This is a genomic window from Methanocorpusculum vombati (assembly GCF_026891935.1).
Classification (GTDB): domain Archaea; phylum Halobacteriota; class Methanomicrobia; order Methanomicrobiales; family Methanocorpusculaceae; genus Methanocorpusculum; species Methanocorpusculum vombati.
This window is the reverse complement of the sequence record NZ_JAPTGC010000003.1, coordinates 164,033-187,239: the sequence shown is the minus strand read 5'-3', so window position 1 is coordinate 187,239 and position 23,207 is coordinate 164,033. Positions and strand designations below refer to the sequence as shown.

The 23,207-nt window shown below is 54.8% G+C and carries 19 protein-coding genes; 13 read left to right on the top strand and 6 right to left on the bottom strand.

Annotated elements, in window-relative coordinates:
• Window positions 1–377: 377 nt before the first annotated feature.
• The 12 genes from tgtA (at window position 378) to O0S09_RS03395 (ending at window position 17,734) form a co-directional block, all read left to right on the top strand.
• The gene (gene tgtA, locus O0S09_RS03450) at window positions 378–1,823 is read left to right on the top strand and encodes a tRNA guanosine(15) transglycosylase TgtA (RefSeq protein ID WP_268922541.1); all 1,446 of its coding nucleotides are present in this window, start codon (window positions 378–380) and stop codon (window positions 1,821–1,823) included.
• On the top strand, window positions 1,820–3,448 hold the full coding sequence (arcS, locus tag O0S09_RS03445) for an archaeosine synthase subunit alpha (RefSeq protein ID WP_268922540.1): 1,629 nt from the start codon (window positions 1,820–1,822) through the stop codon (window positions 3,446–3,448). The genes tgtA and arcS overlap by 4 nt, the downstream gene beginning before the upstream one ends.
• Before the next feature lie 871 nt (window positions 3,449–4,319).
• Window positions 4,320–5,369 carry a permease gene (locus O0S09_RS03440; RefSeq protein WP_268922539.1) on the top strand — a complete coding sequence of 350 codons (1,050 nt, stop codon included), beginning with the start codon at window positions 4,320–4,322 and terminating at the stop codon, window positions 5,367–5,369.
• A gap of 202 nt (window positions 5,370–5,571) precedes the next feature.
• Window positions 5,572–6,561 (top strand): phospholipase C/P1 nuclease family protein, encoded by a 990-nt coding sequence (locus O0S09_RS03435; protein WP_268922538.1) that lies wholly within the window; start codon window positions 5,572–5,574, stop codon window positions 6,559–6,561.
• Window positions 6,562–6,663: 102 nt separating this feature from the next.
• Window positions 6,664–7,659, top strand: coding sequence for a hypothetical protein (locus O0S09_RS03430; RefSeq protein ID WP_268922536.1), 996 nt, complete (start codon window positions 6,664–6,666; stop codon window positions 7,657–7,659).
• On the top strand, window positions 7,643–8,455 hold the full coding sequence (locus tag O0S09_RS03425) for a winged helix-turn-helix transcriptional regulator (RefSeq protein ID WP_268922534.1): 813 nt from the start codon (window positions 7,643–7,645) through the stop codon (window positions 8,453–8,455). The genes O0S09_RS03430 and O0S09_RS03425 overlap by 17 nt, the downstream gene beginning before the upstream one ends.
• A 65-nt stretch (window positions 8,456–8,520) precedes the next feature.
• A complete protein-coding gene (locus O0S09_RS03420; RefSeq protein ID WP_268922533.1) occupies window positions 8,521–10,530 on the top strand; it encodes an ATP-dependent DNA helicase in 2,010 nt (669 codons plus the stop codon).
• A 5-nt stretch (window positions 10,531–10,535) separates the two neighbouring features.
• On the top strand, window positions 10,536–10,979 hold the full coding sequence (locus O0S09_RS03415) for a methylated-DNA--[protein]-cysteine S-methyltransferase (protein ID WP_268922532.1): 444 nt from the start codon (window positions 10,536–10,538) through the stop codon (window positions 10,977–10,979).
• Between the two features lie 145 nt (window positions 10,980–11,124).
• Window positions 11,125–12,540 carry a coiled-coil domain-containing protein gene (locus O0S09_RS03410; RefSeq protein WP_268922531.1) on the top strand — a complete coding sequence of 472 codons (1,416 nt, stop codon included), beginning with the start codon at window positions 11,125–11,127 and terminating at the stop codon, window positions 12,538–12,540.
• 83 nt (window positions 12,541–12,623) lie between these two features.
• Entirely contained in the window at window positions 12,624–14,099 is a 1,476-nt protein-coding gene (locus O0S09_RS03405; protein WP_268922530.1) for a coiled-coil domain-containing protein, read from the top strand.
• A gap of 155 nt (window positions 14,100–14,254) precedes the next feature.
• Window positions 14,255–16,612, top strand: coding sequence for a pentapeptide repeat-containing protein (locus O0S09_RS03400; RefSeq protein ID WP_268922529.1), 2,358 nt, complete (start codon window positions 14,255–14,257; stop codon window positions 16,610–16,612).
• A gap of 63 nt (window positions 16,613–16,675) precedes the next feature.
• Window positions 16,676–17,734, top strand: coding sequence for a hypothetical protein (locus tag O0S09_RS03395; RefSeq protein ID WP_268922528.1), 1,059 nt, complete (start codon window positions 16,676–16,678; stop codon window positions 17,732–17,734).
• Window positions 17,735–17,756: 22 nt separating this feature from the next.
• On the opposite strand, the gene O0S09_RS03390 is transcribed toward O0S09_RS03395, so the two are convergent.
• From O0S09_RS03390 to O0S09_RS03380, 3 genes are all read right to left on the bottom strand, one after another.
• On the bottom strand, window positions 17,757–18,101 hold the full coding sequence (locus O0S09_RS03390) for a TIGR04076 family protein (RefSeq protein ID WP_268922527.1): 345 nt from the start codon (window positions 18,099–18,101) through the stop codon (window positions 17,757–17,759).
• Between the two features lie 8 nt (window positions 18,102–18,109).
• Window positions 18,110–18,400 carry a hypothetical protein gene (locus O0S09_RS03385; RefSeq protein WP_268922526.1) on the bottom strand — a complete coding sequence of 97 codons (291 nt, stop codon included), beginning with the start codon at window positions 18,398–18,400 and terminating at the stop codon, window positions 18,110–18,112.
• Between the two features lie 129 nt (window positions 18,401–18,529).
• Window positions 18,530–19,702, bottom strand: a complete 1,173-nt coding sequence (locus O0S09_RS03380) for a cofactor-independent phosphoglycerate mutase (RefSeq protein WP_268922525.1) — start codon at window positions 19,700–19,702, stop codon at window positions 18,530–18,532.
• Window positions 19,703–19,872: 170 nt separating this feature from the next.
• Between O0S09_RS03380 and O0S09_RS03375 the strand changes: the two genes are divergently transcribed.
• A complete protein-coding gene (locus tag O0S09_RS03375; RefSeq protein ID WP_268922524.1) occupies window positions 19,873–20,733 on the top strand; it encodes a DUF368 domain-containing protein in 861 nt (286 codons plus the stop codon).
• Window positions 20,734–20,754: 21 nt separating this feature from the next.
• On the opposite strand, the gene O0S09_RS03370 is transcribed toward O0S09_RS03375, so the two are convergent.
• Genes O0S09_RS03370 through O0S09_RS03360 form a run of 3 tightly spaced genes read right to left on the bottom strand, consistent with a single transcriptional unit; the run spans window position 20,755 to window position 23,128 of the window.
• Window positions 20,755–21,684: an NAD-dependent epimerase/dehydratase family protein gene (locus O0S09_RS03370; protein ID WP_268922523.1), complete on the bottom strand. Its 930-nt coding sequence runs from the start codon at window positions 21,682–21,684 to the stop codon at window positions 20,755–20,757.
• A 26-nt stretch (window positions 21,685–21,710) separates the two neighbouring features.
• Window positions 21,711–22,013, bottom strand: a complete 303-nt coding sequence (locus tag O0S09_RS03365) for a hypothetical protein (protein ID WP_268922522.1) — start codon at window positions 22,011–22,013, stop codon at window positions 21,711–21,713.
• Window positions 22,014–22,045: 32 nt separating this feature from the next.
• Window positions 22,046–23,128, bottom strand: coding sequence for a GHMP family kinase ATP-binding protein (locus O0S09_RS03360; protein ID WP_268922521.1), 1,083 nt, complete (start codon window positions 23,126–23,128; stop codon window positions 22,046–22,048).
• Window positions 23,129–23,207 lie beyond the last annotated feature (79 nt).

The following is a 23,207-nucleotide window of genomic DNA, read 5'->3' as shown; positions in this document are numbered from 1 at the left end:
AACGCAGAAAAAAAGCTTCGCGAGCATTTTTAGCTGCGTTTGCGACAGCAACGCCGCCCGCCCGGCTCCGGGCGGGATGGCGAGCAGCGTTAAGAAAATGCGACGAGCGAAGCCGCGCCGTTAGGCGCATCTGCGTTATCTGCGTTTCCTTTTTTCATCCTGCCCACTTACCACTCACTCACCTTGCGACTCTGCGAAATCTCGCGTTTTCCTTTTTCATCATGCCCACTCACCACTTACCCCCCAACAGCTTCCAGAAAAAAACGTTCCGGAGAAATCTACTAAATCTTTTTCTGGCATCATACCGGACAATCCCCATATTTAATACACCCCCCGCCAAACATGTACCATCTTTTTCCACATGGAGACAACCGGGCATGGGCATATATTTTGAAGTAATCCACAAAGACATCGCAGGACGCGTCGGCAAACTCAAAGTCGGCGACAAAACCATCCGAACCCCGGCACTGCTGCCGGTCGTCAACCCGCATCTGCAGATCATCCCCCCCGCCGAAATGAAAAAAATGGGCGTGGAAGGCATCATCACCAACGCCTACATCTTCTCCAAAAGCGAAGAGTTCCGGCATCAGGCACTCGAACGCGGCCTGCACGACGTCCTCGACTTCGACGGGCTGATCATGACCGACTCCGGCTCATTCCAGATGTCCGTCTATGGAAGCGTCGACATCACCAATGAACAGACCCTCTCCTTCCAGCGGGATATCGGTTCTGATATCTGGGTTCCCTTAGACATCCCGACGCACCCCGACACCCCCCGCGAGGACGTCATCGCCCAGATGGAGATCACCATGGACCGCATGCGGGAAGCCAAAGAGATCTTCGGTCCCGACGCCCCGCTCTCCGGCCCGGTTCAGGGAGCCGTCTTCGAAGATCTGCGGGAGACCGCAGGCCGCACCGTATCCGAAATGGGCTTCGCCTACTGCCCGGTTGGAGCAGTCGTCCCCCTCATGGAAGCCTACCGCTACCGCGAACTCGTCGATGTCATCATCGCCGCCAAAAAAGGCCTCAACCCGGGAGCATGCGTACATCTGTTCGGCGCAGGTCACCCCTCCATGTTTGCCCTCGCCGTCGCCCTCGGCTGCGACGTCTTCGATTCCGCAGCCTACGCATTGTATGCAAAAGAAGGCCGCTATATCACCCCGTCCGGCACTCTCAAACTCGACGAAATGAGCGAACTTCCCTGCGCCTGCCCCGTCTGCCGATCGCACACCGCAGACGAACTCCGCAAATCCCCCGACCGGCAGAAACTCCTCGCCTACCACAACCTCGCAGTCACCATGGCCGAGATCTCCCGCGTCCGTGCAGCCGTACAGGAAGGAACACTCTGGGAACTCGTGGACGAACGCTGCCGGGCACACCCGCGTCTGCTGGACGGCTACCGCCGTCTGCTGGAACGGTCGGGCGAACTCGAACACCTCGATCGGGCAACCAAACGCCGGTTCTTCTACCGCGGCGCCGAGTCCTGCGACCGCACCGAAGTGCGGAAGTATCATGAGATGATTCCCCGCGTGAAACTCTCCGACGTTTCCCTGATCGATGCGGGCGGCCCGGTTCCCTCGCGGTTCGCCGAGGTAATCGGGTTTAAACCGCCGTTCGGCCCGGTCCCGTATGAACTCGCCGAAACCTTCCCGGTCGGCCCCTGCGAGATTCCTTCCTGGGACGAAACGATGGTATCCTGTGGAATCAAAGGGCTTGCGGCGCTTCTCGCCGCAAACCCGGATACCAACGTCACCATCTCCACAACCGAAGAGTGGGCACCCCTGTTCCGGGCAGCGTTCCCGGACTGCGAGGTCATTACATGAGTACGTTCGATGTGCGGAATCGTGACGGACTCGCACGAACCGGAAACCTCCGCGTCAACGATGCAGAGATTCGTACGCCTGCCGCGGTTGATACCGCCGCACTTTTCCCCTCGCTTGGCAACAGGCCGTTTACGAATCTTCCGCTCTCCGCCCCGCAGTCGGACGCGGACAAGTATTACGTGCCGGGCACCGACCCGGTCTCCTTTCATCCGCTGGCGGTCTGTCCCGCAGTCTCCGGCGATGTGGTACTGATTCCCGGCTGGCGTGCGGCGCTCGGTGACGCCCGCAGGGCAGCCGAGTATCTCACCGCGATACACGCCGAAACACCGCCGGATACCGCCCGGTATGCCCCTGCCTGTGCCCTTCCGTCAAACGCCGCCATGCTGATTGCAGCCGGTTTCGATCTCTTCGACTACACCGCAGTGGACCTCGCTTCCGTGCAGGGAAAGTTCTGCATGCCGGAAGGCGAGTTCGATGCATCGTATCTGGAGAAAGGCGTCTGCGGCTGCGAGGGATGCCGGAGAAACGACCTGTTCCTCCACAACCGGCTTGCCCTTGACCGCGAGATTGCCATGGTCAAAACCTGGATCGAGGCAGGACAGATGCGGGAACTGATGGAACAGAGATGCCGGCTTCACGCCGAACAGGTCTCCCTGCTCCGCAGGCTTGATCGTTCGCCGCTTCCGGCCGCAGCGCTTCCGGCAGTACGGGCATCACGGTTCCTGGCAAACTCTGCCGAGTCAATGACGCGGCCCGAGATAGCGTTCTTTGAGGAGCGGGTGATCAACCGGTTTGTTCCGTCGCGGAATGATGTCTGCGTTCTTCTGCCGTGTGCCGCACGAAAACCCTACTCGATGTCGAAGACGCATCAGAAGTTCCAGCGGGTGATTGAGGGCCGGGCACATGAGGTCATCATCACCTCGCCGCTTGGTGTTGTGCCCCGCGAGCTGGAGCTTGTCTATCCTGCGGGACATTATGATGTGCCGGTTACGGGCTACTGGGATCGGGAAGAGTCGGCGATTCTGGTCGGGTACGTTGCCGCGTATCTGGCAAAGCACCGGTATGAACGGGTCATCTGCCATCTGGAAGGCGGGGCGAAGGCGGTTGCAGTCGCCGCAGCCGCGGCGGCAGGCGTTGAATTAGAGTTCACCTGTACTGATGATCGCCCGTCGTCACCCGATTCCCTGCGGGCACTGAATGCGGCGCTGAAGGACTGCCGCAAACGCCGTACGGATGCCGTCCGCGGAACGCTTGCCTGGCAGTTCGGGGAACTCGTCGATACCAAGGGCTGGATGATAAAGGGCCGGTATCCGAACCAGAAGATCTATGAGAAGAAGACGCAGATGTTCTCCATTGATGCGTCAACCGGTCTTCTCCGGCCCACGATGGAGGGCTGGAAGTTCCTTTCCGGGTACCGGGTTACGATCAGTGACGGGTTTGTGCCGCAGGGAGATATTCTTGCGCCGGGCGTTGCTTCCGCCGATCCCGCCATCCGCGAAGGCGACGAGGTGCTGGTGGAAGGACCGGGATACCGTGCGACCGGCAAGGCGGCAATGGGTGCGGATGAGATGATCCGATCTTCCCGCGGGGTCGCCGTCCGCGTGCGGAAGACAAAAAAGAGCTGAATCTTTGGCAGCATCTGAAGATTCAAATATTTTTTCCGTTCTTTTCTGCGGGGTTTTTTTGGTACTATCTGTACTCCTTTATAGGATTGGAACCTACAGTAGTATCAACGAGTGCTGTGTTCCGGCATAGAGGAACTCGTCTGGAATCATCACTCGTTACAGATGCACACTCTCCGGTTCTGCGGACAGGTTTTGCCCCCGAATGAAATCTGCCCGCGGATTCGGACAGTACCCGGATCTGTTGAGACCACCACCAGAAGAACAGGAACTGGTTCAACCGGATGGACGGGCAGGGGTTCAAATCCCCTGCCTGTTCATCCACCACCACAGCTACAGACTGCTGCACTGATGTTGAAATCAGTGCAGCGTCACATTCATACCACACACACACATACTCTCCCAAGAACACATGACCTCCGGTTCTCCACAAACCGGAACAGATGCGGCACACAAAAAAACCAGATTTGCCGGTGTGTCGCATCACCCATCCCTTTTCCCGCGGGTCCTTTCAGACAGGCTGCGGCTGATTTTTTCAGGATCGATTCCCGGATTATGACATATCCGCTACACATTATGTAAAAGATTATATACATTCACTTCCTATGTGTATATGGTTGTGAGCGTTGGGAAATCCCGGCATCTCACAACAGCGTGCTTTGAACCTCCCCGGTTCAGTACGGGTGTCTCGCGGCACAGCAGGGCCGCGGGTCACAGAGCAGAAACAACATCACACACAGCAACCACCACACACAAGCATTCATTCATAGTCGTTTGACCGGCATTCGGGTCCCCACATATCCGGATGCCACAATATTCTTTTTAGCTGTATCAGTTCCTTTATGGACTTTCCCCGCAAACGTGACCGATACAGATGGATTTTGTTGCGGCGATCGCCTCTGGTCTGTTTCATCTCGGCAGGTATGCGGCAGCGAATGCCCTGACGAGTCTGGTGCCGATTTTTCTTCTTGCAGGAGCGATCGTTGTGTTTCCCCGCAGTTCCGGGATTTTCCGGTACTTTACTGCTGCGGTTCCCCGCCGCATTTCGTATCCTGCTGCGCTTTTTTCCGGTGCATTTCTCTGTGTTTTCAGTCTTGTGATTATTCCGATGTTTGCCGCCCTGCACCGGAGAGGGTCGGCGGTTGGTCCGCAGATTGTATTTTTGTACGCGGGTTCGGCTCTGAATCTTGTTGCGGTTGCGGGTCTTGCTTCGGTGTTCGGTGCGGAAACGGCGATCGTTTTTGTTGTTTGTGCGGGTGGTGTTGCGGTTCTTGCGGCCTGGATTATGTCTTTTCTTTTTCAGGCGCACACAACGCCGCTGACGTTTCTCCGGCAAAGTGCGCCGGGACCCGCCGAGCAGACCGCATGGGGCGTTCCGGTGCTGTTTCTTCTGCTGATTCTGATGCTGTTTGCCGGAACGATTCCGGTTTCGTTTGCAGGAAAGGTTGCGGCGGTTCTTTTTGCGGGAACTGCTGTTGCGCTGTATGCCCGCCGGTTTCTTTCTTCCGGTGGTGTTCGCGAGTGGATGTATTTTTCCGGACATATCGCGGTGCGGGCTGTTCCCTTTCTTTTGCTCGGCCATTTCCTGCTTGGTGTGTTTACTTCCCTGATTCCTCCGGAGATGCTGGTGCCGTATCTTTCGGACAATAGTCTTGTTTCCTGTGCTGCGGGTTCTCTTTCCGGTATCATTCTTCATGTGCCGGCAGCACTGGATGTCCCGGTTCTGGAAAGTACGTTCGGGTATCAGGCAGGGGATATCGCCGCAGGACCTATGGTTTCTCTGCTGCTTTCGGGTTCGGGCATCTGCCTGCCGCTTCTGATGGTGGTACATATTGTGATAGGTCTGCGGCGGACGGTGGTGTACGGTGTGGTCATCCTTGTTCTTGCGGCTTTATTCGGATTTTTGTACGGGATAACAGGGTGAACAGTGATAGAATCCCAAGATGAAAAACAGACCCAATAAAATTTAACATTTGGATCAATGTCATAATCCATTCTGCTGAGAATAAAATAGACTAACCTGTTCTGAAAAAATCGAAATCTCATGTAAGTTAGGACAGGTTGGAATCGACCACTAGGAAATTTTCTAAGTGAACTATCCTAAAAGCATTACATGGAGGAAAAACATGAAATCAATTTGGAAATTTGGGCTGCCAGTACTAATCGCCTTCTTGGTTGTACTGTCAGCAGTTCCAGCAGTTACCGCAACAACAGAACTGACAGCAATCGATCCACCTGATCCAAATACCCCTAACATCATTGGTCTGAGTACAAAAACGATAGATCGCCTGATCGAACGAATAGATGTCAGTGAGAGCTTTGCCGCATCATCAGCAAAAAAACAGAACACGTTAGCAGAACTTCAACGAATTAAGACAATCTTCCCCAACGTGACTCTCGCAGATGTACAACTCATCGATGACACTCTAGCTACCCTCAACAAAGAATTCAGATCAAAAAAATATCCTGATGAATCGGGTTCGAACGGGAATAATAATCCCAAATGGGGAGGGTCAGGAACATCTGATCCAATCATTAGTGGAACCCATAATGATTTATCCCGACAAGCAGCTTTGTCAATGGGAGTTAGCAGCAGCAATGCAGAAACAGTTGGAAGATATGCATTAGAACCGGATGAGGGAATCCCTTATATCTCCTCAATAGGACATTTTCTTCCAACAGGAGCAGCAGATTATGCAGAATCCAATGCAAATGATGCAAAAAATCTGTTGGTACAAGGACAGACTTTTGAAGGGTACCGAAAATTAGCTCACTCTCTGCACTTTATTCAGGATCTTTCCGTACCCTTCCACACGATTGCCTATCAGAATTTTTTGAATCATCTGAATTATGAAAACTATGTGTTCAATGACTGGACTTCCGGTCAGAACTTCTACTCATCGACCATGAGTGATCCATATTATTATGAAGTATCTGATGTAAGTACTAGTGCAGAAAACTTAGGAAATTACATCAATGCCTATGTGGACAGAATTGACGAAATTATGTTACAGGATTCCGCATGGCAGTCAAATACTGAATTGATTACGATGACAAAGGATTGCCTCACCCAAGCCATCCGCTACAGCAGAGGTACTGTTGGGTATGTTGTATAAATGAAGAGAAAAGAGATGGCCGAAGAGCAAAAATCTCTTCATATTTTTATCACACTGGCTCTTTTTTTCCTACTAGTTTTTACAGGATTTCTCGGGATATACATGGGAAGCCATTACTGGGTTGCGGCAACCGGTTCTTCTCTTGATTACAGCATCGAAACAACCGGCCTTGCCAACAGTACCGCAGAGGAACCGGTAGTGGTGTACTTCCCGCTCCTCTCTATTCATCAGACTTCGGCATTTTCCCAGGAACAGTACACGCAAACCTTTGACGGATGGACCAGCCGGGTTACAGAAACTCCCTATGGGAACATGATCGCGTTTACTGCAACAGTCATACCGTTGAAAGAAATTCACGCAGAGTTTCGCGAGGACAGCATCTGGTATCCGGATATGATCCTCTCCGGGAGAGTTCCGGGAGGATACGGTTCCCTCCGTTTGGTTCCGGAGATGGAATCAACTCTTTCCCCTTACTGTATGCGGGAATCGGGAGATGCAGTATACGAACCGGCAGGCAGTACGGCATCTCTGGTCTGTTTTCCGGATACCCTCTCCGGTACTGATGTGCTGGAACTCCATCTTTCTCTCCGGATTTCGACCGCCCCGACCCCTCTGGATTTTTTTGCAGGAAAATGGATGGTGGACAGTATCCAGTGCCATGAACGTATCCCCGGAGAACATGTTTCGGGCTGCATCCCGATAACGCCGCTGTATTTCAAAGCCGGGATTTTGCCAACCGAAAAACCGATCCGGATCGATCCTCCAAAAGGCAGGGATGATTTTGTGCTGTTCCGGAACGGAACCTGTGTTCCCGGGCATCCGACCCACTATGACTATGTGGTGGGGAATACCACGTCAGAGGTTCGCATCGCCCTCACGTGGGACGATCCGGAATCGCCCGTAACTCTCACCCTCATCACGCCGGACGGGTATGTTCTGGGACCGTACACGGATCGGTATGATCACATTGCGGACGGCAAAATCCCGTTGAACATCACCGCGTCGCAGTCACTTGCCGGAGAATGGGGCATTGAAGTCTCCGGAAGCGAGGAACCGTTACGCCATCAGCCGTATCAGATACATGTCAGAGAATACTAATCCTGCCGGAATCCGCGCCGTACTCCTTCTTGGCAGCGCAGTCCTTCTCCTTCTCGGTATTTTCGGCGGATGGTTCTTTGCGGGCATGGAAATAGCCGGTGTTCATTCTGTCGGACCCTATCACATAGAGCCGTTTGCCGAAGATCCGCACACGCTGGAAAGCGGTCTTGGCAGTACCACGCCAATCATCCGGTTTGCGCCGTACGCAACGGGGATCAGCAGTCAGCATACCCGGCAGAGTATTGTTCTTTCGGTATTTTCGCTGGTTGCAGATACAGCCCTGCGCGAACCGGTCAGGTTCTGTACGCCGATCCTTTTTGCACTTCTCGGGGTCATTCTGCTGCTGCGGTTTGCCCCGAAGGAAAAACCGGTATCGGTGGTGCCGCAAAAAATTCTCGAATATGTAGCAGAGCATCCCGCAGCATCGCTTGCAGAGATTGTGAAGAGTGTCGGCGTATCGCGGGGATCGGTTGTACATCATCTGAGAAAACTCCTGCGGGAACAGAAGGTTTACAAAAGTTCCGGATCCCGCCGTGCCCGTTATGCAACCAAAAAAGATGTACTTGATTCGGTGTCCATCCAGAGGGAACGGATCGGAAGGGACCCGACCGCAGAAAAAATTCTTCACTATCTTGCAGAAAAACCCGGACAGTCCCGAAAACAGATCGCAGAAGATCTGGCCATTTCTGTTTCTGTTGTGTACTGGCATCTCGTTCGTCTGGAAAAAATGCATCTTGTTCTCAGAACAAAATCCGGGCGTTCGTTTACGTACCGGCTCAAAGAAAAAGAGGAGTGAGTGCACCCCCTACATCCCGCAAAGCGCAACTCCATTATCCCTCAACACCCAATACTATTCTATCAATGTCATCCATCGCCGACTACTTCCCCTACCAGTCCTACCGGAAAAACCAGAAGGAAATGCTGGAAACGGTAGCAAAAACCGCACGGGAAGGCGGCATCCTCATGATCGACGCCCCGACCGGCAGCGGGAAATCCAGCGTCATCGCCCCGCTGCTTGCCGAAGCAAACGGCAAAAAAATCTTCGTCGCCGTCCGCACCATCTCCCAGCTCCAGATCTTCATCCGCGAACTCGAACTCATCCGGCAGAAAAAAAAGCGCGACCTCAAATTCGTCTACCTCATCGGCAAAGGAAACATGTGCCCCTTAGGCGGCTACGGCGACGTCTACCGCAGATGTGAAGGCGTCAAAGCATTCTCCACCGCCCTCATGCAGGAACGGGCCGACCGCGGCTCCATGGTACCCGCAAAAGACAAAATGATTCAGGAACAGATCCGCAAACAGGACCGCGACCACCCGATGATCTGCCCCTACTTCATCAACAGCCGCGTCTTCGTCCAGGGAGAAGACGGCGGACGCCGCATGATTCCCTCTCCGGAAATGCGCACCAAAACCGAACGGGCGCAGAAAGGCGTCGTCATGCCCGCCGACCTCCACGAATTTGCCGGCAGCGTCTGTCCCTACGACCTCATGCTCTCCGCCGCCCGCGGAGCAGACGTCGTCATCCTCAACTATCACCACCTCTTCAACGACGACATCCGCGAACAGCTCTACGTCACCCTCCAGTGCGAACCCTCCGACGTCATGATGCTCCTGGACGAAGCCCACAACCTCGGCGACGTCGTCCAGAGCATTCAGAGCATCCGCCTCAACGAAACCGACATCGAAAACGCCTCCCATGAACTCGCCTCCCTGCGCGGAAAAGTCCGGGGAGCCGACGCCGTCCGGCACGTCCTCCCCCGCATCGCCGAGTTCATGAACGGACTCAAACGCTCAAACGAAATCGAGGACTGGTTTGATCCGGCAATCTTCAACCGTCTTCTGATCAAAGGCTCCCTCTACCCGAAACTCGACGACATCTTAGACGACCTGCTCGCAATCAAAGAAACACTCCGCGAAGCAAGCATCCAGAAAGCCGAATACCGCGAAACCGCAATCGAACGGCTCTGCGAATTCCTGTTCCGGATTTACCGGTCCTCCTCCGACCCGGCATTTCTGACCGTCTATGTCAAAGACGGCGAGACCATAACGCTCGAAGTACGCAACATCGACCCTGCCGGACGGTTACAGGAGATGGTCTCCATGCACGCGGCGACCGTTCTCATCAGCGGAACCCTCGCCCCCGTTGACTCCTACCGCCGCTACTACTTCGGCGAAATGCCGGTCGCAACCCTCTCCCTGCCGAACTCCTTCCCCAAAGAAAACCGGCTGGTGCTCGCAAGCCGCGACATCACCACGGCATTCTCACGGCGGCAGAACAAAGAAAACACCGACGCAATTGTAGCAAGCATCCTCAGCTTCGCAAAACTCCCCGGCAATGTTGCGATCTACTTCCCCTCGTATCAGCTTCAGAGCCAGTACGCAAAACTCTGCGACGGAAAAATCCGCACCAAACAGGTGTTCATCGAACCCCGCGAAACCGAAGAGGCCAACGCCGCACTCAAAGAGTTTGTAACGCTGCCCGCCCGGCGGAAATCCGGGATCATGTTTGCCGTCTGCGGCGGCAAATGGAGCGAGGGCCTCGACTATCGCGGCGATCAGCTGACCGCCGCAATGGTAGTCGGGCTGCCGCTCGCCCCGTTCACGCAGGTGCGGAGAATGGTCAACAGCTACTTCCGCCGCAAGTTCGGTGCCGAAGGAGAGTTCATCGCCTACACCCTTCCGGCGATGAACAAGGCAATGCAGGCATTAGGCCGCGTACTCCGTACCGAAACCGACCGGGGCGTTCTGCTTCTCGGCGAGGAACGGTTCCTGGACCCGGAGATCTTTTCCGGTCTCCCGCCCTGGATGCGTGCGGAAGTAAAAGAGTGCGACGCAGATACCCTGCCGGCAATTCTTGCGAAGTGGAAGTGAAACGGATGCAGACCGGATCCTGTAAATTCGGCCTCTGGAAGGTGATCGTCTCCTGGGAGGGAAACACCGTCCATCAGGTACAGTTTGTCCGCACCGCACCGGCAGGTGCGGTGCCGGTACCGTTCACGAAGTTTCTTGCAGGAAAAACCGACTCGTTTTCACCCCTCGTCTCCTCCGCCGTCTCCGGAGACTCCGCCTATGCCCGCATCTACCGGGCGGTTGCGGAGATCCCCTACGGAGAAACACGGACGTACCGGGAAATTGCCCTTGCCGCCGACACGCATCCGCGGGTCGTCGGCAACGCCATGGCAAAGAACCCGACCGCGTTAATCGTTCCCTGTCACCGTGTGGTAGCAGCAGACGGAACACTTGGCGGATTCACGCCTGATCTGCAGATCAAAAAAGATCTGCTCAAACTCGAAGCAGCAAACAAACGTGAGAAAAACTGAAAAGACCAAACTCCGGTTTGGGAGGGGAAACATCTATCCCGGTACTGAATATCCGTTCCGGCAGAAACGCAGGCACCCGCAGTAAGGAAAACGAACATTTATCTTCATATCTGATGATGATATAAATATAGTAGGTATCAGAGGCATGGTTGACAATACGAGTGCAGGAGGTTCAAACCGATACCGCAAGCTTTCGGGAATCGGGGTTTCGGAACGGCTGTTTTCCTGGGGCAAAATCCAGTCCGAGATAGTATCTGCGGAAAATGAATATCTGGAAATTGCGGGAACGCTTTCAGCTGCAAATAAAAATATCGAACAGCTCAAACGCGAAATTGCCGAGCTTACCGCAAAATATACTCAGGCAGCCGAAGAATCTGCACGGCTGTCTGCGAAGCTTGCGGAGGAAACCGCCGCGCATGAGCTCCTGAAGGAAAGTTACGAGGCCAATACCAAAAACTGGGCAGAGGATGAAGCGTGCAAAGAAACCACGATTCACCAGCAGGAAGAGACCATCACCTCCCAGAAAAAGCAGATTGCCCGGCTTGAGGCTGACCTTGCGGATGCAGCCGGCAGATCTGCGGAGCTTTCGCAGTCACTTGCACAAAAGGAAACCGAGCTTGCGGAGAAGACCGAACGTTATACCACGCTGACAACCGAGTACACCGCCCTCCTGCACGAAAAGAACGGTACACTTGACCGGCTTGCCGCAGCCGAAGAGACCATCACCCGCCTCAACTATACCCACGCAAAAGAGATCGATGACCTCAATGCGGACTTCGAGGAGAGAAGCCGCCTGTATGTCCCGACCATTCACGAACTTACCCGGACGGTTGACTCCTGGAAATACCAGCGTGAATGTGATTTAACCGAGATTCACCGCCTGAAGACCACGCTTGACTCCCGCGAAAAGGAGATTGTCGGACTGAAACAGGAACTGAGCGCCTTAAAAGATGTCAAAAAGCAGATGCTGACCGAGATCAACCGCATGGGCTTTGCAACCGTTCAGGCCGACTCAGAGTTCCGGCAGAAACAGGAAGAACTGAAAGAGGAACAGGCAAAACTTGCAAAAGAGATCAATCAGCTCGAACAGACCAAGCAGTCCCTGCAGTCCGATCTCTCCGCAAAACAGCAGACACTATCCACCTACTCGGCCATCACCGATGAAATCCTGGAAGAATGGAAAAAACACGGCGACAAGACCCTTGCCTGCATCGCAGAAGCGGCAGGAACCGCTCCTGCGGTGGAGAAGTACGGCTTCCTTGCCCAGATAAGCGGTCACCACGTCCTGTTTGCGGCGTTCGCCCCGGCATCATACGAGGAACTGCGGGGAGCTGATGGTCTGGTTCGCGAGGTCGCTAAGAAACTGGCAAACATGGTTGATACGGTCAACTGCCGGAAAGAGGCGTTTGTCGTTGTCCCGGACGAGTGCATGATGTATCTGACGAAGTGTCTGTATGCCTCGCCGCTGTGTTCGGTGCAGGTTATTACGCCGTCACAGATTGTCGGCGCCGTCCGGATGGTGGCCCGGTTTGTGGTCTACGAAAAGACCCAGGTCCAGTAACCCTTTTTTTCTGTTTGATTTTCCTATTGGAGAATGCGAATGTATTATCTGATAGGAAACACATATATCTTCCTGATTAGATTATGAGCGATTCGGATAATCTTGGTGCATTCTTCGGAAAGGTCCGTGAGGCAGGTGCCGGGGCACGCCTTTTTTCCTGGAAGAAGATCTGTGATGCAGCGGCAGTTGCGGAAGAGGAGTATAAGGTTCTGGTGGAGGATCTCGCCCGGACGCAGCAGAAGCTTGCCGAAACAGAAGGGCTTGCGGCGTCACGGGAAACCGAGATCGGCAGCCTGAACTCCCGTCTGACCGAGGTAAAGTCGCTGAATGAAGATCTCCACGGCGAGGTGGACAGTCTTTCGGAAGAACAGGAGATTTTAGAGGAAAAACTCGCCGAGATGACGAAAACCGCGTCCGCGAACGCAAGTTCTGCCGAACAGTGGAAAGCTGCCGAAGGTGCCCGCCAGGCAGAGCTTGCCGCACTAAACGATCAGTACAAAGAACTGTCCGCCGCTCATACCACTTTGTCCGCTGACCGCGACGCCCTGGCTGCGGATCTGGCCGCAGAACGCACAGCACATCTTGCAGACAATGATCAGGCAAGAACGTTCCGCGAACAGTATCTCTGCCGCGAGTCGGAGATTGACGGTCTGCGCAGGGAGCTGGATGCGGCCGCAAAGGAGATCGCCGCACGGCAGGCGGAAATTGACGGCTATGTGGACGAGCGCGATGCAAAGTATGCGGCGCTTGCGGTTGAGGCGGAACGCCTGAATGCGCTTTCGGCAAAGCTTGAGGAAGAGAAGAAGGCCGCAGAACTTGCAGCACGGCAGAGTATGGTGGAGATCTTCGAGGGTCATCATGCCCGTGTGGGCGAAGTGCTGACAAAGGTCTGTTCTGATCTGCATCTGGATCTGAAGACAGAGGCAACCTATCGGGGCACGGCACATCCGGACTTTGCGGTTCTGGTGAACAGCAGTTATGTGTTCTTCAATACGGTTTCCCCCGCGTCCCCGGACGAGACTGCCACCTTTGCAGGACGCGTTGCCGCAGAGGCGGCAGAACTGTTTGAAGCGGCAAAGGAGGACGGAGTCCGCGGTGAAGCGTATCTTGTGGTGCCGAACACCGTTGCTGCACAGCTTACGGAGTTTGTGTTTGCATCCGATCGCTGTACGGTCTTTGTGGTGACGCCCGAAGCTCTTGAAGCAATTGTCCGTACGCTTCAGAGAATTGAAGAGTATGAGTTCGCCCGCCAGATTACGCCGTTCGAGCTGGATCAGATCTGCCGGTTTATCGGCGAGCTGTCGCACATGACAAAGAGAAAGATTGTGCTGGATACGTACTTCAGCAATGAGATGCTGGAGATGTTACAGAAAGCAGAGAATCTGCCAACAGATGTTGCAGCGGATGTCGCGGGATATGAGAATGCGGCACGGATGAACCCGCCGCAAGAACGCGATGCGGCAGTGCTGACGGTTCCGTCGCTATCGGCAAAGGTGCAGAAGCTGGAAAAAGCTATGCTTGCCCGTGCGGCTGCGGAGTCCGAGGACGCAGAAGAATAATTTTTTTGTGATCCCTCATAATCACTTTTTTTCAAGAGAACATTTGTGCGGCAGATTTTTTTCGGGAAGTTGCTACGGTAGAGCGGATGAGAAAAAATTGGGCAACGTCTCCCTGATGACACGTTTTACGTTACCCTTATCGTATCTCAGGAGAGATGTATCGGTATCTTATGGGCGAGGAAGACGCAATACCGGGCGGCAACGGAACATTCGATCAGGACCAGTACAACAGGTTACTCCGCTGCGTACAGGCAGGCGATCTCAGTGAATGGAACAAACCATATCTTGCAATCGTAGAAGAGATCAAAGCAATCTCCGGTTCTGACATCTGGATGGAACGTGCCGGAATCCATGACGTCCCCGCAAAAACCCGCGACACCACGGGAGTCAACCTTGCCGGAGCAGGCCTTGCCGAACTGAACCTGAAAGGCATTGAACTGCGGGACGCAAACCTCGAACGTGCCAACCTCTACAAAGCCGACCTCAGCAAAGCCTCTCTTGCGCGTGCCAAACTCGCCAAAGCCTCCCTCTTCCGGGCAAACCTGGACACCGCCGATCTGCGGGACGCAGATCTCACCGATGCCGACCTTCGCGAAGCATCCCTCACCGAAGCAGACCTCCGGGGAACCGTTCTCGCAGATGCCGATCTCCGCGAAGCAAATCTGGAATCAGCCGACCTCTTCAAAGCAAACCTTGCCGGAGCAAAATTAAGCATCGCCAAAATGGAAGGAGCAGACCTCAGGGAAGCAGATCTCTCCGGTGCCGATCTCCGCGAAGCCGATCTCTCCGGTGCAGACCTCCGCGAAGCCGACCTCTCCGGCGCAGACCTCCGCGAAGCCAACCTCTGCGGTGCCGACCTTTTCAAAGCAAACCTCGAAGGAGCAAAACTCGGCAGTGCCCGGATGAAAGAGGCAAAACTCGGACTTGCCGTCCTGCGGGATGCCGACCTCTCCTGTGCCGTATTGCAGTCCGCAAACCTCTACGAAACAAATCTTTCCGGAGCATTGCTCACTGAAGCAGACCTTTCCGGTGCAGACCTCCGGCAGGCAAACGGTACCGAAGCCGATTTGCAGAAAGCAAATCTGGCGCGGGCAAAACTTGCCCGAACAAACCTTTCGGATGTAAAACTCCAGGAAGCAAACCTGCTTGGAGCCGATCTCCATGACACCGAACTAATGCGGGCAGATCTGAAACTGGCAAACCTCACGGATGCCGACATGGTGGGGGCACACCTCGCCTCGGCAACTCTGCGGGAAACGGTACTTGTCCGTGCCAAACTCTCCGGCGCAGACTTCGGTGACGCAGACCTTACCGGGGCAAATCTGGAGAACGCAACACTTGACGGCGCAAAAATGGAAGGAGCACTCCTTACCGGCGCAGTACTGCGGGGAAGTTCCCTGCGGCATGCGGACCTGCGGCGTGCCGTCCTCTCCGAAGCGGATCTGACCGGTGCAGACCTGAAAGGAGTAACCCTGCTGCGATCAGAACTCATCCGGACAAAACTGCCGCGAACCGATCTCCGGCGTGCCGTACTGGAAGAAGCACGCATGGAAGGAGCGGATCTGACCAGATCCGATCTCCGCGAAACGGATATGCAGAATGCGGTGCTGTGGCGGGCGCGGATGACCGAGGCCAATCTCCGGGAAGCGGATTTAAAGGAAGCGGATTTATCCGGTGCCGATCTGACCGGCGCCGATCTCTCCGAAGCATATCTGGAAGGAGCAAAGTTCCGCAACGCCACGCTGTTTGGGACAACCTGTTATCTGGCAAGCGTGGACGGCCGGACGGTGATTGCAAACTGTGCAATTGACAGCAATACAGACTTTACCGGTGTCGGGCTGTCCGGTTCGCGGGTAGACCCGAAACTGCACTCGCGGCTTCTGCGCAACATCCGCAAGATACGGTGGGAGGAATGGTATGCAGAGAAGAAGATTCTCCGGTTTTTTGAACGGATGGCAGGTGTTCCGGAAGAACCCGAACCTCCGCGAATCCGCCAGCCGTATGTTGCGGAGGGTGCATCCGTCGCACAAAAGATACAGGCAGTATCCGCAACCGCCGCAGCAGGGATTGCCGCATGGAAGAACCGCGTCGCCGAGCATCCGGGAAAGGCGGTACTGGAAAGCATCGTGCAGATGTTTGAATCGGTGTTTGTGAATCTGCCGGTCAGACTGTTCTGGATGATCTCCGACTACGGCAGCAAAACCTGGCCGATTGTCGGAGCATTTATCCTGCTGAATGGGATCTTTACCTTTGTCTATCTCTATCTCATACCGGTTCTGCCGATGATAACTCCAACTGGGATGGAACCGACACCCCTGCTGGCAAATACGACCGGGCCGGTAATGGGCGTGATGCAGACGACCATGATTCTTTTCAGCATCACCGATATTGCGACGAAAAACATTAGTTACTACACGATGTTTTTCGCGCTGGTACATGTAATTCTCGGCTATTTCATCCTCGCCGCCCTGGTAACCCGGTTTGCGGTGATGTTTCAGAACCAGAGCCCCTGATTTTTTTCGCATACTTTTTTCCCATCCCGAAACATTATCACATCCGCCGTCGAAAGATACCGTATGCGAAAACTCTTCCTGCTATCCTCCCTGCTGCTGGTGATTGCGGCACTCGTTCTTGCAGCGGGATGCATTCAATATCAGCCGGGAACGGATACAACACCAACGCCCACCCCGACTCCTGCGGAAACGATTCACCCAAGCCCGCAGACAACCGCGGCAACTCCGGTCCCCACAACAACCCCGAAGCCCGAACGAACCCAGATGCCCATGCACCAGATAGACGGGTCCGGGACAACCGAGTCCTGGGAGATCTGGCTGGACAAAGGGGTGTCTGTGGTGACGGCAAAGAACTACGGGTCCGGGAACTTTGTGGTGTGGCTTTCCAAGAACGGGAAACATCAGGACATGCTCTTCAACGAACTGAACGCGTATGAAGGAAAGACCGCTTTTGCGATTGAAGAAGCCGGATACTATACGTTTGACGTGATTGCGTCGGGCACGTGGGCTTTGATCGTGGACGGCCCGTACGAGGTGAGTCTTGCCTCCTTCAATGACTACCGGTCGAACGGGATTATGTTCATCAGCGGGTCAAACTCGATGACATCCGCACCGTTTACACTGGAAAAAGGGGTAGCCGTCTTTAACGGATACTACCTTGGGTCTGACCAGATCGCGGCAACGCTGTATGCGAACGGACTGGCGGCAGGAACGCTGGACTCGGATACGGGGCCGGCCAAGACACAGATCGTCTATCCGGTGACGGTTGCCGGTTCCTATACCCTGAACGTAAACACCGCCGGAGACTGGGGTTTTGAGGTCACCCAGCCGCTTCCCATGAACCCTGCGCCGTTTACCTCCATCTCCGGAACGGGCGATGAAGTGACGCCGTATTATGCGATCACCGGAGATCAGATGCTGACGATGTCAAACACCGGCAAAAATCCGGCAGCCGTGGTGTTCTATGAAGCGGACGGAACGGTTGCGGGTGATGTAGTGATTCCGGCGGGAGTCACGGACTTTCGCTATCTGCTGAAAAATCCGAAGGCCGGAGGAACAGTAGTCTGCCTTGCGGCGGTTACTGCGGACGGGAAATGGTCGGTCTCAGGAACCCATTCCTGAAAATTTTTTTTGAAAAAAAAGGTTAGCGAACCGGTTCGTAGTCGATCTGCGACACCTCATCGGTTGCCTCAAGCTTGAAGATGACCGGCCGGAGACCATCATTACAGCTGCATATGGCAACACCCGGCGTTCGTATCCAGTCGCCGTAGTAGAAAAGATCCTTTTCCGCACCGTGAGCGAGAGCAAAAACATACTGATACATCGCTTTCCATGCTTCATCGCAGAACCCTGCGGGTTTTGCATAGTCGGCATAAAATACCTGTCCGGCCTTCAGCATGGGGCAGGCACCAAGTCCCGGAACGCCGTACTCGCGGGCAAGCTCCTCGTCAAACGTTGTTTTCAGTACGGTTATCTTCACCTTTTTCATCCTGACCCTCACTTTACCTTTATTTTGTAGAACTTTCCATCAGCGGCATACTTCGCAAGCGTACCGTCCTCCATCTGATACACCTGGCCGACCACGAACTCCGGCGGTTTTTCCTCGGCGAAGACCTCCTGTGCCCGCTCGCCTGCATTCTCCAGAATGATCTCCTGACGCGAACTGACGAACCGCTTGTTGTACTTCTTTTCGATGCGGGAGATGACCGCAATCAGGATAAGACATCCAATGATAACAATGCCGAAAATAATCCAGCTGTTCATCCCCACTTCTGTTCCCTCATACATACGTACCTTTTCTATGGGACATAATGCCGGATAAAAGTAATCCGTACCCAATGATGATACGGGAAAAACACCGGATGCAAAACAGACGCAGCCGGAAAAATCAGACAGGTATGGAAAAAAAGAGAAAAATTAGTTCTCTGCAAAGATCATCTTCAGCAGATCCACTGATCGAACCATGCCGTACGATCCCTTTTCTGCGATCTCCTTCTCCGTGTACACCGAAACCGCATCCTTCCCCTCAAGACCAAGGACCGCAAACGGCACGGGGTCACGGGTATGGGTCTTTTTTGCAATCGGTGTCGGATGATCCGGCATCAGCATCACACAGCCGTCGAAGTGATCCAGAATATAGCCGACCGCCTCGTCCAGCCGCTCGATTGCCTTAATCTTCTCCTCAACCGAACCGAGATGTCCCGCCTCGTCGGTCGCCTCGACATGCATGTACACAAAGTCCGCATCGCCCTTCAGCGTCTCAACCGCAGCCTTTGCCTTGCCCAGATAGTCCGTGTCCAGATAGCCGGTTGCACCCGGAACCTTCACCACATCCATTCCCGCACAGCGTGCGATACCGAAGAGAAGATCTACTGCGGAGATGACCGCACCTTTTTTGCCGAACATCTCGGAAAACGCGGGCATTGCCGGTTTGGCCCCGCCGCTCCACGGCCAGATCATGTTTGCCGGGTTTTTCCCTGCGGCTATCCGGGCCTTGTTGACCGGATGATTGGCAAACACATCGTAGGAGATGACCATATACCGGTGCAGCTCGGCTGCATCATCGCCGGTCGGCAGATACGGATCGATCAGCTCGCCCACAATATCATGCGGAGCCTTGGTCACGGACCCTTTGCCGTTGGGGAGCATCAGCACATTGCGGTAGGAAACACCCGGATACAGCTTCACGCCGAAATCTTTGAGGCGTTCCTGTAACGATGCAAACAACTGTCTGCCTTCCTCACTGGATATGTGACCTGCGGCAAAGTCCTTCATTTTCCCGTTTTCAATGGTCACAAAGTTGCAGCGGTAGGCAAGGTCTGCCGGACCGAAAGGAACACCCATGCTGACCGCTTCCAGAGCACCGCGACTGGTATAGTATTTGTCCGGATCGTATCCCAGAATCGACATGTTGGCCACATCCGACCCGGGTTCCTGGGAATCGGGAACCGTCCGCATCATGCCGCATCTTCCTTCGCGGGCGATGCGGTCCATGTTCGGTTTCTTTGCAACCTCAAGCGGAGTTTTGCCGCCAAGCTCCGGAATCGGTTCGTCCGCCATACCGTCTCCAAGAATCAGAAGATATTTCATATTTTGCCGTAATAGTATGGGCCGGTAGATGAGATAAAGGGATTTATCAGAGACCGGGAAAATTTTTCCTCATCCTTAATTACCTCTGCCGCCCGATACTACAGACAACAACAGGAACTCCCATGCACAGAATAGTACAACATATAACCGATATCCTCCGCGGAATATCCATGGCGGTTGCCGACAGTGTGCCGGGAGTTTCCGGCGGAACGATTGCGTTTCTTCTCGGCTTTTATGAAAAGTTCATCAGCTCGGTGCATTGTTTCCTGCTCGGAACGAATGCGGAACGCAAAGCTGCATTTCCCTTCCTGTTCAAGCTCGGATGCGGATGGGTAGGAGGGTTCCTGGTCTGTGTTCTCATCCTCTCGACGCTGTTTCATACCTATATTTATGAGATTAGTTCGGTCTTTATCGGGCTGACGCTTGCTGCGGTGCCGATTGTAATTCTGGAGGAGAAGGAGTACCTCAAAGGGCATTACCTGCATCTCATCATTACGGCGGTCGGTATTGCGGTCGTGCCGGTTCTGATGTCCCTGAGTCCGGTAGTCGGCGGCGGAAGCGGCATTGATCTGGCGGACGGGTCACTTGGTCTTGCGGTGTTCCTCTTCGTTGCGGCAATCATCGCGGTCTCAGCCCTCGTGCTTCCCGGCATCTCCGGGTCGACGCTTCTTTTAATCATGGGCCTCTACGTTCCGCTCATCTCGGCGGTCTCTGCGGTGCTGCACCGGGAGTTTGCGTACATTCCCATGCTGATTGCGTTCGGTCTCGGCATGATCGCAGGGCTTGCCATCAGTGCGAAGGTGATCCGCCACTGTTTTGCTCGTTACCGGTCGCAGACGATCTATCTCTGTGTCGGTCTTTTGATTGGGTCGCTGTACGCAATTGTTCTGGGGTCTACCACGCTGTCCGATCCTCTGCCGGCGATGAACTGGGAGACGTTCCACCTTGGTTTCTGTCTGTTCGGCGCAGCAATCCTTGCCGTGCTGCAGGTGATGAAGAAGCGGGCGGAGCGGAGTTCGTCACAGAAATAAGGGAAAAAAATATTTTATCTTTTATTCATCCAGGGTTGCACGGATTGCCCGCCGCACACTCTCTTCGGAGGTGATGCCCGGTTCCCATCCGGTTGCCTTGAGCTTCTCCACCGAAAGCCGCATCATGGGGACGTCGCCTACCCAGCCGCGGTCGCCGCCGGTAAAGTGGAAGGAGACGTTTTTCAGATCCATTTCTTCGACGATGAGTTCGGCAATCCGCCTGACACTCACCCAGTCTTCAGATCCGATATTAAACACATTAAACGTCCCGTCCGAGACGGTTGGGGCGTAGACCATTGCTGCGACGCAGTTTTCCACTGCCAGATAGGATTTGCTCTGCCGGCCGTCACCGAGGATTTCCAACTGTGTGGGATCTTTCCGGAGCTTCTGCACGAAATCATAAATCACTCCGTGGGTGCTCCGGGAACCGATAATGTTTGCAAACCGGTACACCCAGGCTTTCATGCCGTAGGTTGCTGCATACGCTGAGATCATGGCTTCGCAGGCGAGTTTGCTTGCGCCGTAGATGGAGATGGGCACCATGGGGGCGTAATTCTCCGGCGTCGGGATGACGGCTGCTTCGCCGTAGACGGTAGAGGTGGAGGTGAAGACGATCTCTTTGACGCCGTGTTCTTTCATGGCTTCCAGGACACGAACGGTTGCGGTCACGTTATTCTGGTACACTTCAAATGATTTCCGGGCGGATCCGCGGACGTCCGGGTCGGCGGCGATGTGATAGACGCGGTCGGCTCCGGCAAAGAGGTCCTGCCAGCCGTCGTCGAGGAGGTCGGCGTGCCGGAAGGATGCGAGAGCGCCGATATTGTGTTCGAGGTTCATCATCCGGCCGGCGACCATGGAGTCGATAACCGTGACTGAGTCGCCCCGGGAGAGGAGGAGGTCCACGAGATGCGAGCCGATAAATCCGGCACCGCCGGTAACAATACAGTGCATGGAAATCTATTGGTTTTTGGAAATGATTAATGCCGCGATTGTCCGGCAAACCATCCGGCGCCGTTGCCGACGAAGGTGATGAAGAGAAATGCACATGCGTAGGCGAGAGCGGTGGTGTTGTAGTAGAGATATACGGTCGGCAGAAAGAGCAGGGTTACGAACAGCGGCAAGGCCGGATGAAATCCGGAGAAGTAGCCGTAGAGTATTCCGGCGGTAAGGCAGAGCAGCGGCAGGATGATAAGGAGAAGGACAATAAAATAGCCGGTGTCTTCCCCAAGAAGGGGAAGGCCGTAAAAGGCGGCTCCGCAGACGGCCAGATACGGGAGCATCTGTTTGCATGCGGAGAGGAACGCCATGGAAATCAGGTCCGGGTGACAACGATTCCGGTGTTGTCCACTTTTGTTTCGACGGCGATTTCAAGACCCAGCGGGGCAAGAACCGGCTGCACTTCGGCAGCCGATTTTTCGGTGACGATGCAGATGGAGGGGCCGACCGAGCTCATGGCCACGAACTCGAGGCCTGCATGCCGCAGGGCGTTCATGTGGCTGTAGAGGATGAAGGTGTGATGCTGGACTTCGGCACGTTTTGAGCCGCGGAATTCGATCTCCCACATGGTGTCGCCCATGCGTTTGAGGTTGCCCCGGGCGAGGGAGGGGATCATGTCCATCATGAGGAGGTAGGCTTTGAGTTCACGGTCGCGGTAGTCGAGGGTTCGGGCGCGGTTCATGAGGAGGGTGAACTCTTCGAGGCCGGCGTTGTCGTCTTCGGCGTGAATTCTGGGGATGACGATGAAGACGTTTTTTCCTTCGGCGAAGGGGTGGCTGTAGATGCGGGTAAGCCGGTCGCCGACGAAGGTCATGCCGCCGAAGATGCTGGCGGCGGATCCTACGCCGGTTTCGAAGCCGAATGCGACTTTGCCTTCTTCGTCGGTTTCTTCGACGTAGTTGTGGCCGATGACCATACGAACGTCTTCGGCGCTTAAGGGGCAGCCGGTTGCTTCGTTCATGGCGGTGACGACGGCGGTTGCAATGGTGCAGGTTGAGCCGAGGCCTACGTGTTCGCGGCCGTGGTCTTCGGCTTTGATGCGAAAGCCGCCGGTGTAGCCGGTGACTGCTTTGAAGGCGGCGGCGAGGTGTTCGATAAGAAGTTTGCGGGGCGAGTCGATGATGATGTCACGGTCTGTGCAGGAGACGGCTGCTTCGCAGTAGATCTGGATGGCAAAGCCGAGTCCGCCGCCGCCGGGGGTGCCGGGGCTGAACCGGTTCATGTCAAGTACGGAGAGGTGGATGCGTGCGGGGGCACGGGCTATTATGGTGTCTCCTGTCGGGCAGGGTTCATGGGCGAGGGTGATGTCTGCGGTGTGCAGGCATTCGCCCGGGTAAAATGAGCTGAACTCATACTCGACGAGATCGAGATCTCCACCCCGAATCTTCATGATGGTCATAGGTTATACCGAGGTTAGGTGATGCGTGAGGTATTATAATGGTTTCGGGTTGGGTGGGAGCAGTGGTATTTTCATGCAG

Bases quoted from the DNA above. Each gene is read 5' to 3' on its own strand.
- arcS (WP_268922540.1), top strand. From the start codon at position 1,820: ATGAGTACGTTCGATGTGCGGAATCGTGACGGACTCGCACGAACCGGA.
- O0S09_RS03375 (WP_268922524.1), top strand. From the start codon at position 19,873: ATGGCGGTTGCCGACAGTGTGCCGGGAGTTTCCGGCGGAACGATTGCG.
- O0S09_RS03415 (WP_268922532.1), top strand. From the start codon at position 10,536: ATGCAGACCGGATCCTGTAAATTCGGCCTCTGGAAGGTGATCGTCTCC.
- O0S09_RS03370 (WP_268922523.1), bottom strand. From the start codon at position 21,684: ATGCACTGTATTGTTACCGGCGGTGCCGGATTTATCGGCTCGCATCTC.
- O0S09_RS03435 (WP_268922538.1), top strand. From the start codon at position 5,572: ATGAAATCAATTTGGAAATTTGGGCTGCCAGTACTAATCGCCTTCTTG.
- O0S09_RS03360 (WP_268922521.1), bottom strand. From the start codon at position 23,128: ATGACCATCATGAAGATTCGGGGTGGAGATCTCGATCTCGTCGAGTAT.
- O0S09_RS03390 (WP_268922527.1), bottom strand. From the start codon at position 18,101: ATGAAAAAGGTGAAGATAACCGTACTGAAAACAACGTTTGACGAGGAG.
- O0S09_RS03400 (WP_268922529.1), top strand. From the start codon at position 14,255: ATGTATCGGTATCTTATGGGCGAGGAAGACGCAATACCGGGCGGCAAC.
- O0S09_RS03380 (WP_268922525.1), bottom strand. From the start codon at position 19,702: ATGAAATATCTTCTGATTCTTGGAGACGGTATGGCGGACGAACCGATT.
- O0S09_RS03365 (WP_268922522.1), bottom strand. From the start codon at position 22,013: ATGCTCCCGTATCTGGCCGTCTGCGGAGCCGCCTTTTACGGCCTTCCC.
- tgtA (WP_268922541.1), top strand. From the start codon at position 378: ATGGGCATATATTTTGAAGTAATCCACAAAGACATCGCAGGACGCGTC.
- O0S09_RS03420 (WP_268922533.1), top strand. From the start codon at position 8,521: ATGTCATCCATCGCCGACTACTTCCCCTACCAGTCCTACCGGAAAAAC.
- O0S09_RS03430 (WP_268922536.1), top strand. From the start codon at position 6,664: ATGGGAAGCCATTACTGGGTTGCGGCAACCGGTTCTTCTCTTGATTAC.
- O0S09_RS03440 (WP_268922539.1), top strand. From the start codon at position 4,320: ATGGATTTTGTTGCGGCGATCGCCTCTGGTCTGTTTCATCTCGGCAGG.
- O0S09_RS03405 (WP_268922530.1), top strand. From the start codon at position 12,624: ATGAGCGATTCGGATAATCTTGGTGCATTCTTCGGAAAGGTCCGTGAG.
- O0S09_RS03385 (WP_268922526.1), bottom strand. From the start codon at position 18,400: ATGTATGAGGGAACAGAAGTGGGGATGAACAGCTGGATTATTTTCGGC.
- O0S09_RS03410 (WP_268922531.1), top strand. From the start codon at position 11,125: ATGGTTGACAATACGAGTGCAGGAGGTTCAAACCGATACCGCAAGCTT.
- O0S09_RS03395 (WP_268922528.1), top strand. From the start codon at position 16,676: ATGCGAAAACTCTTCCTGCTATCCTCCCTGCTGCTGGTGATTGCGGCA.
- O0S09_RS03425 (WP_268922534.1), top strand. From the start codon at position 7,643: ATGTCAGAGAATACTAATCCTGCCGGAATCCGCGCCGTACTCCTTCTT.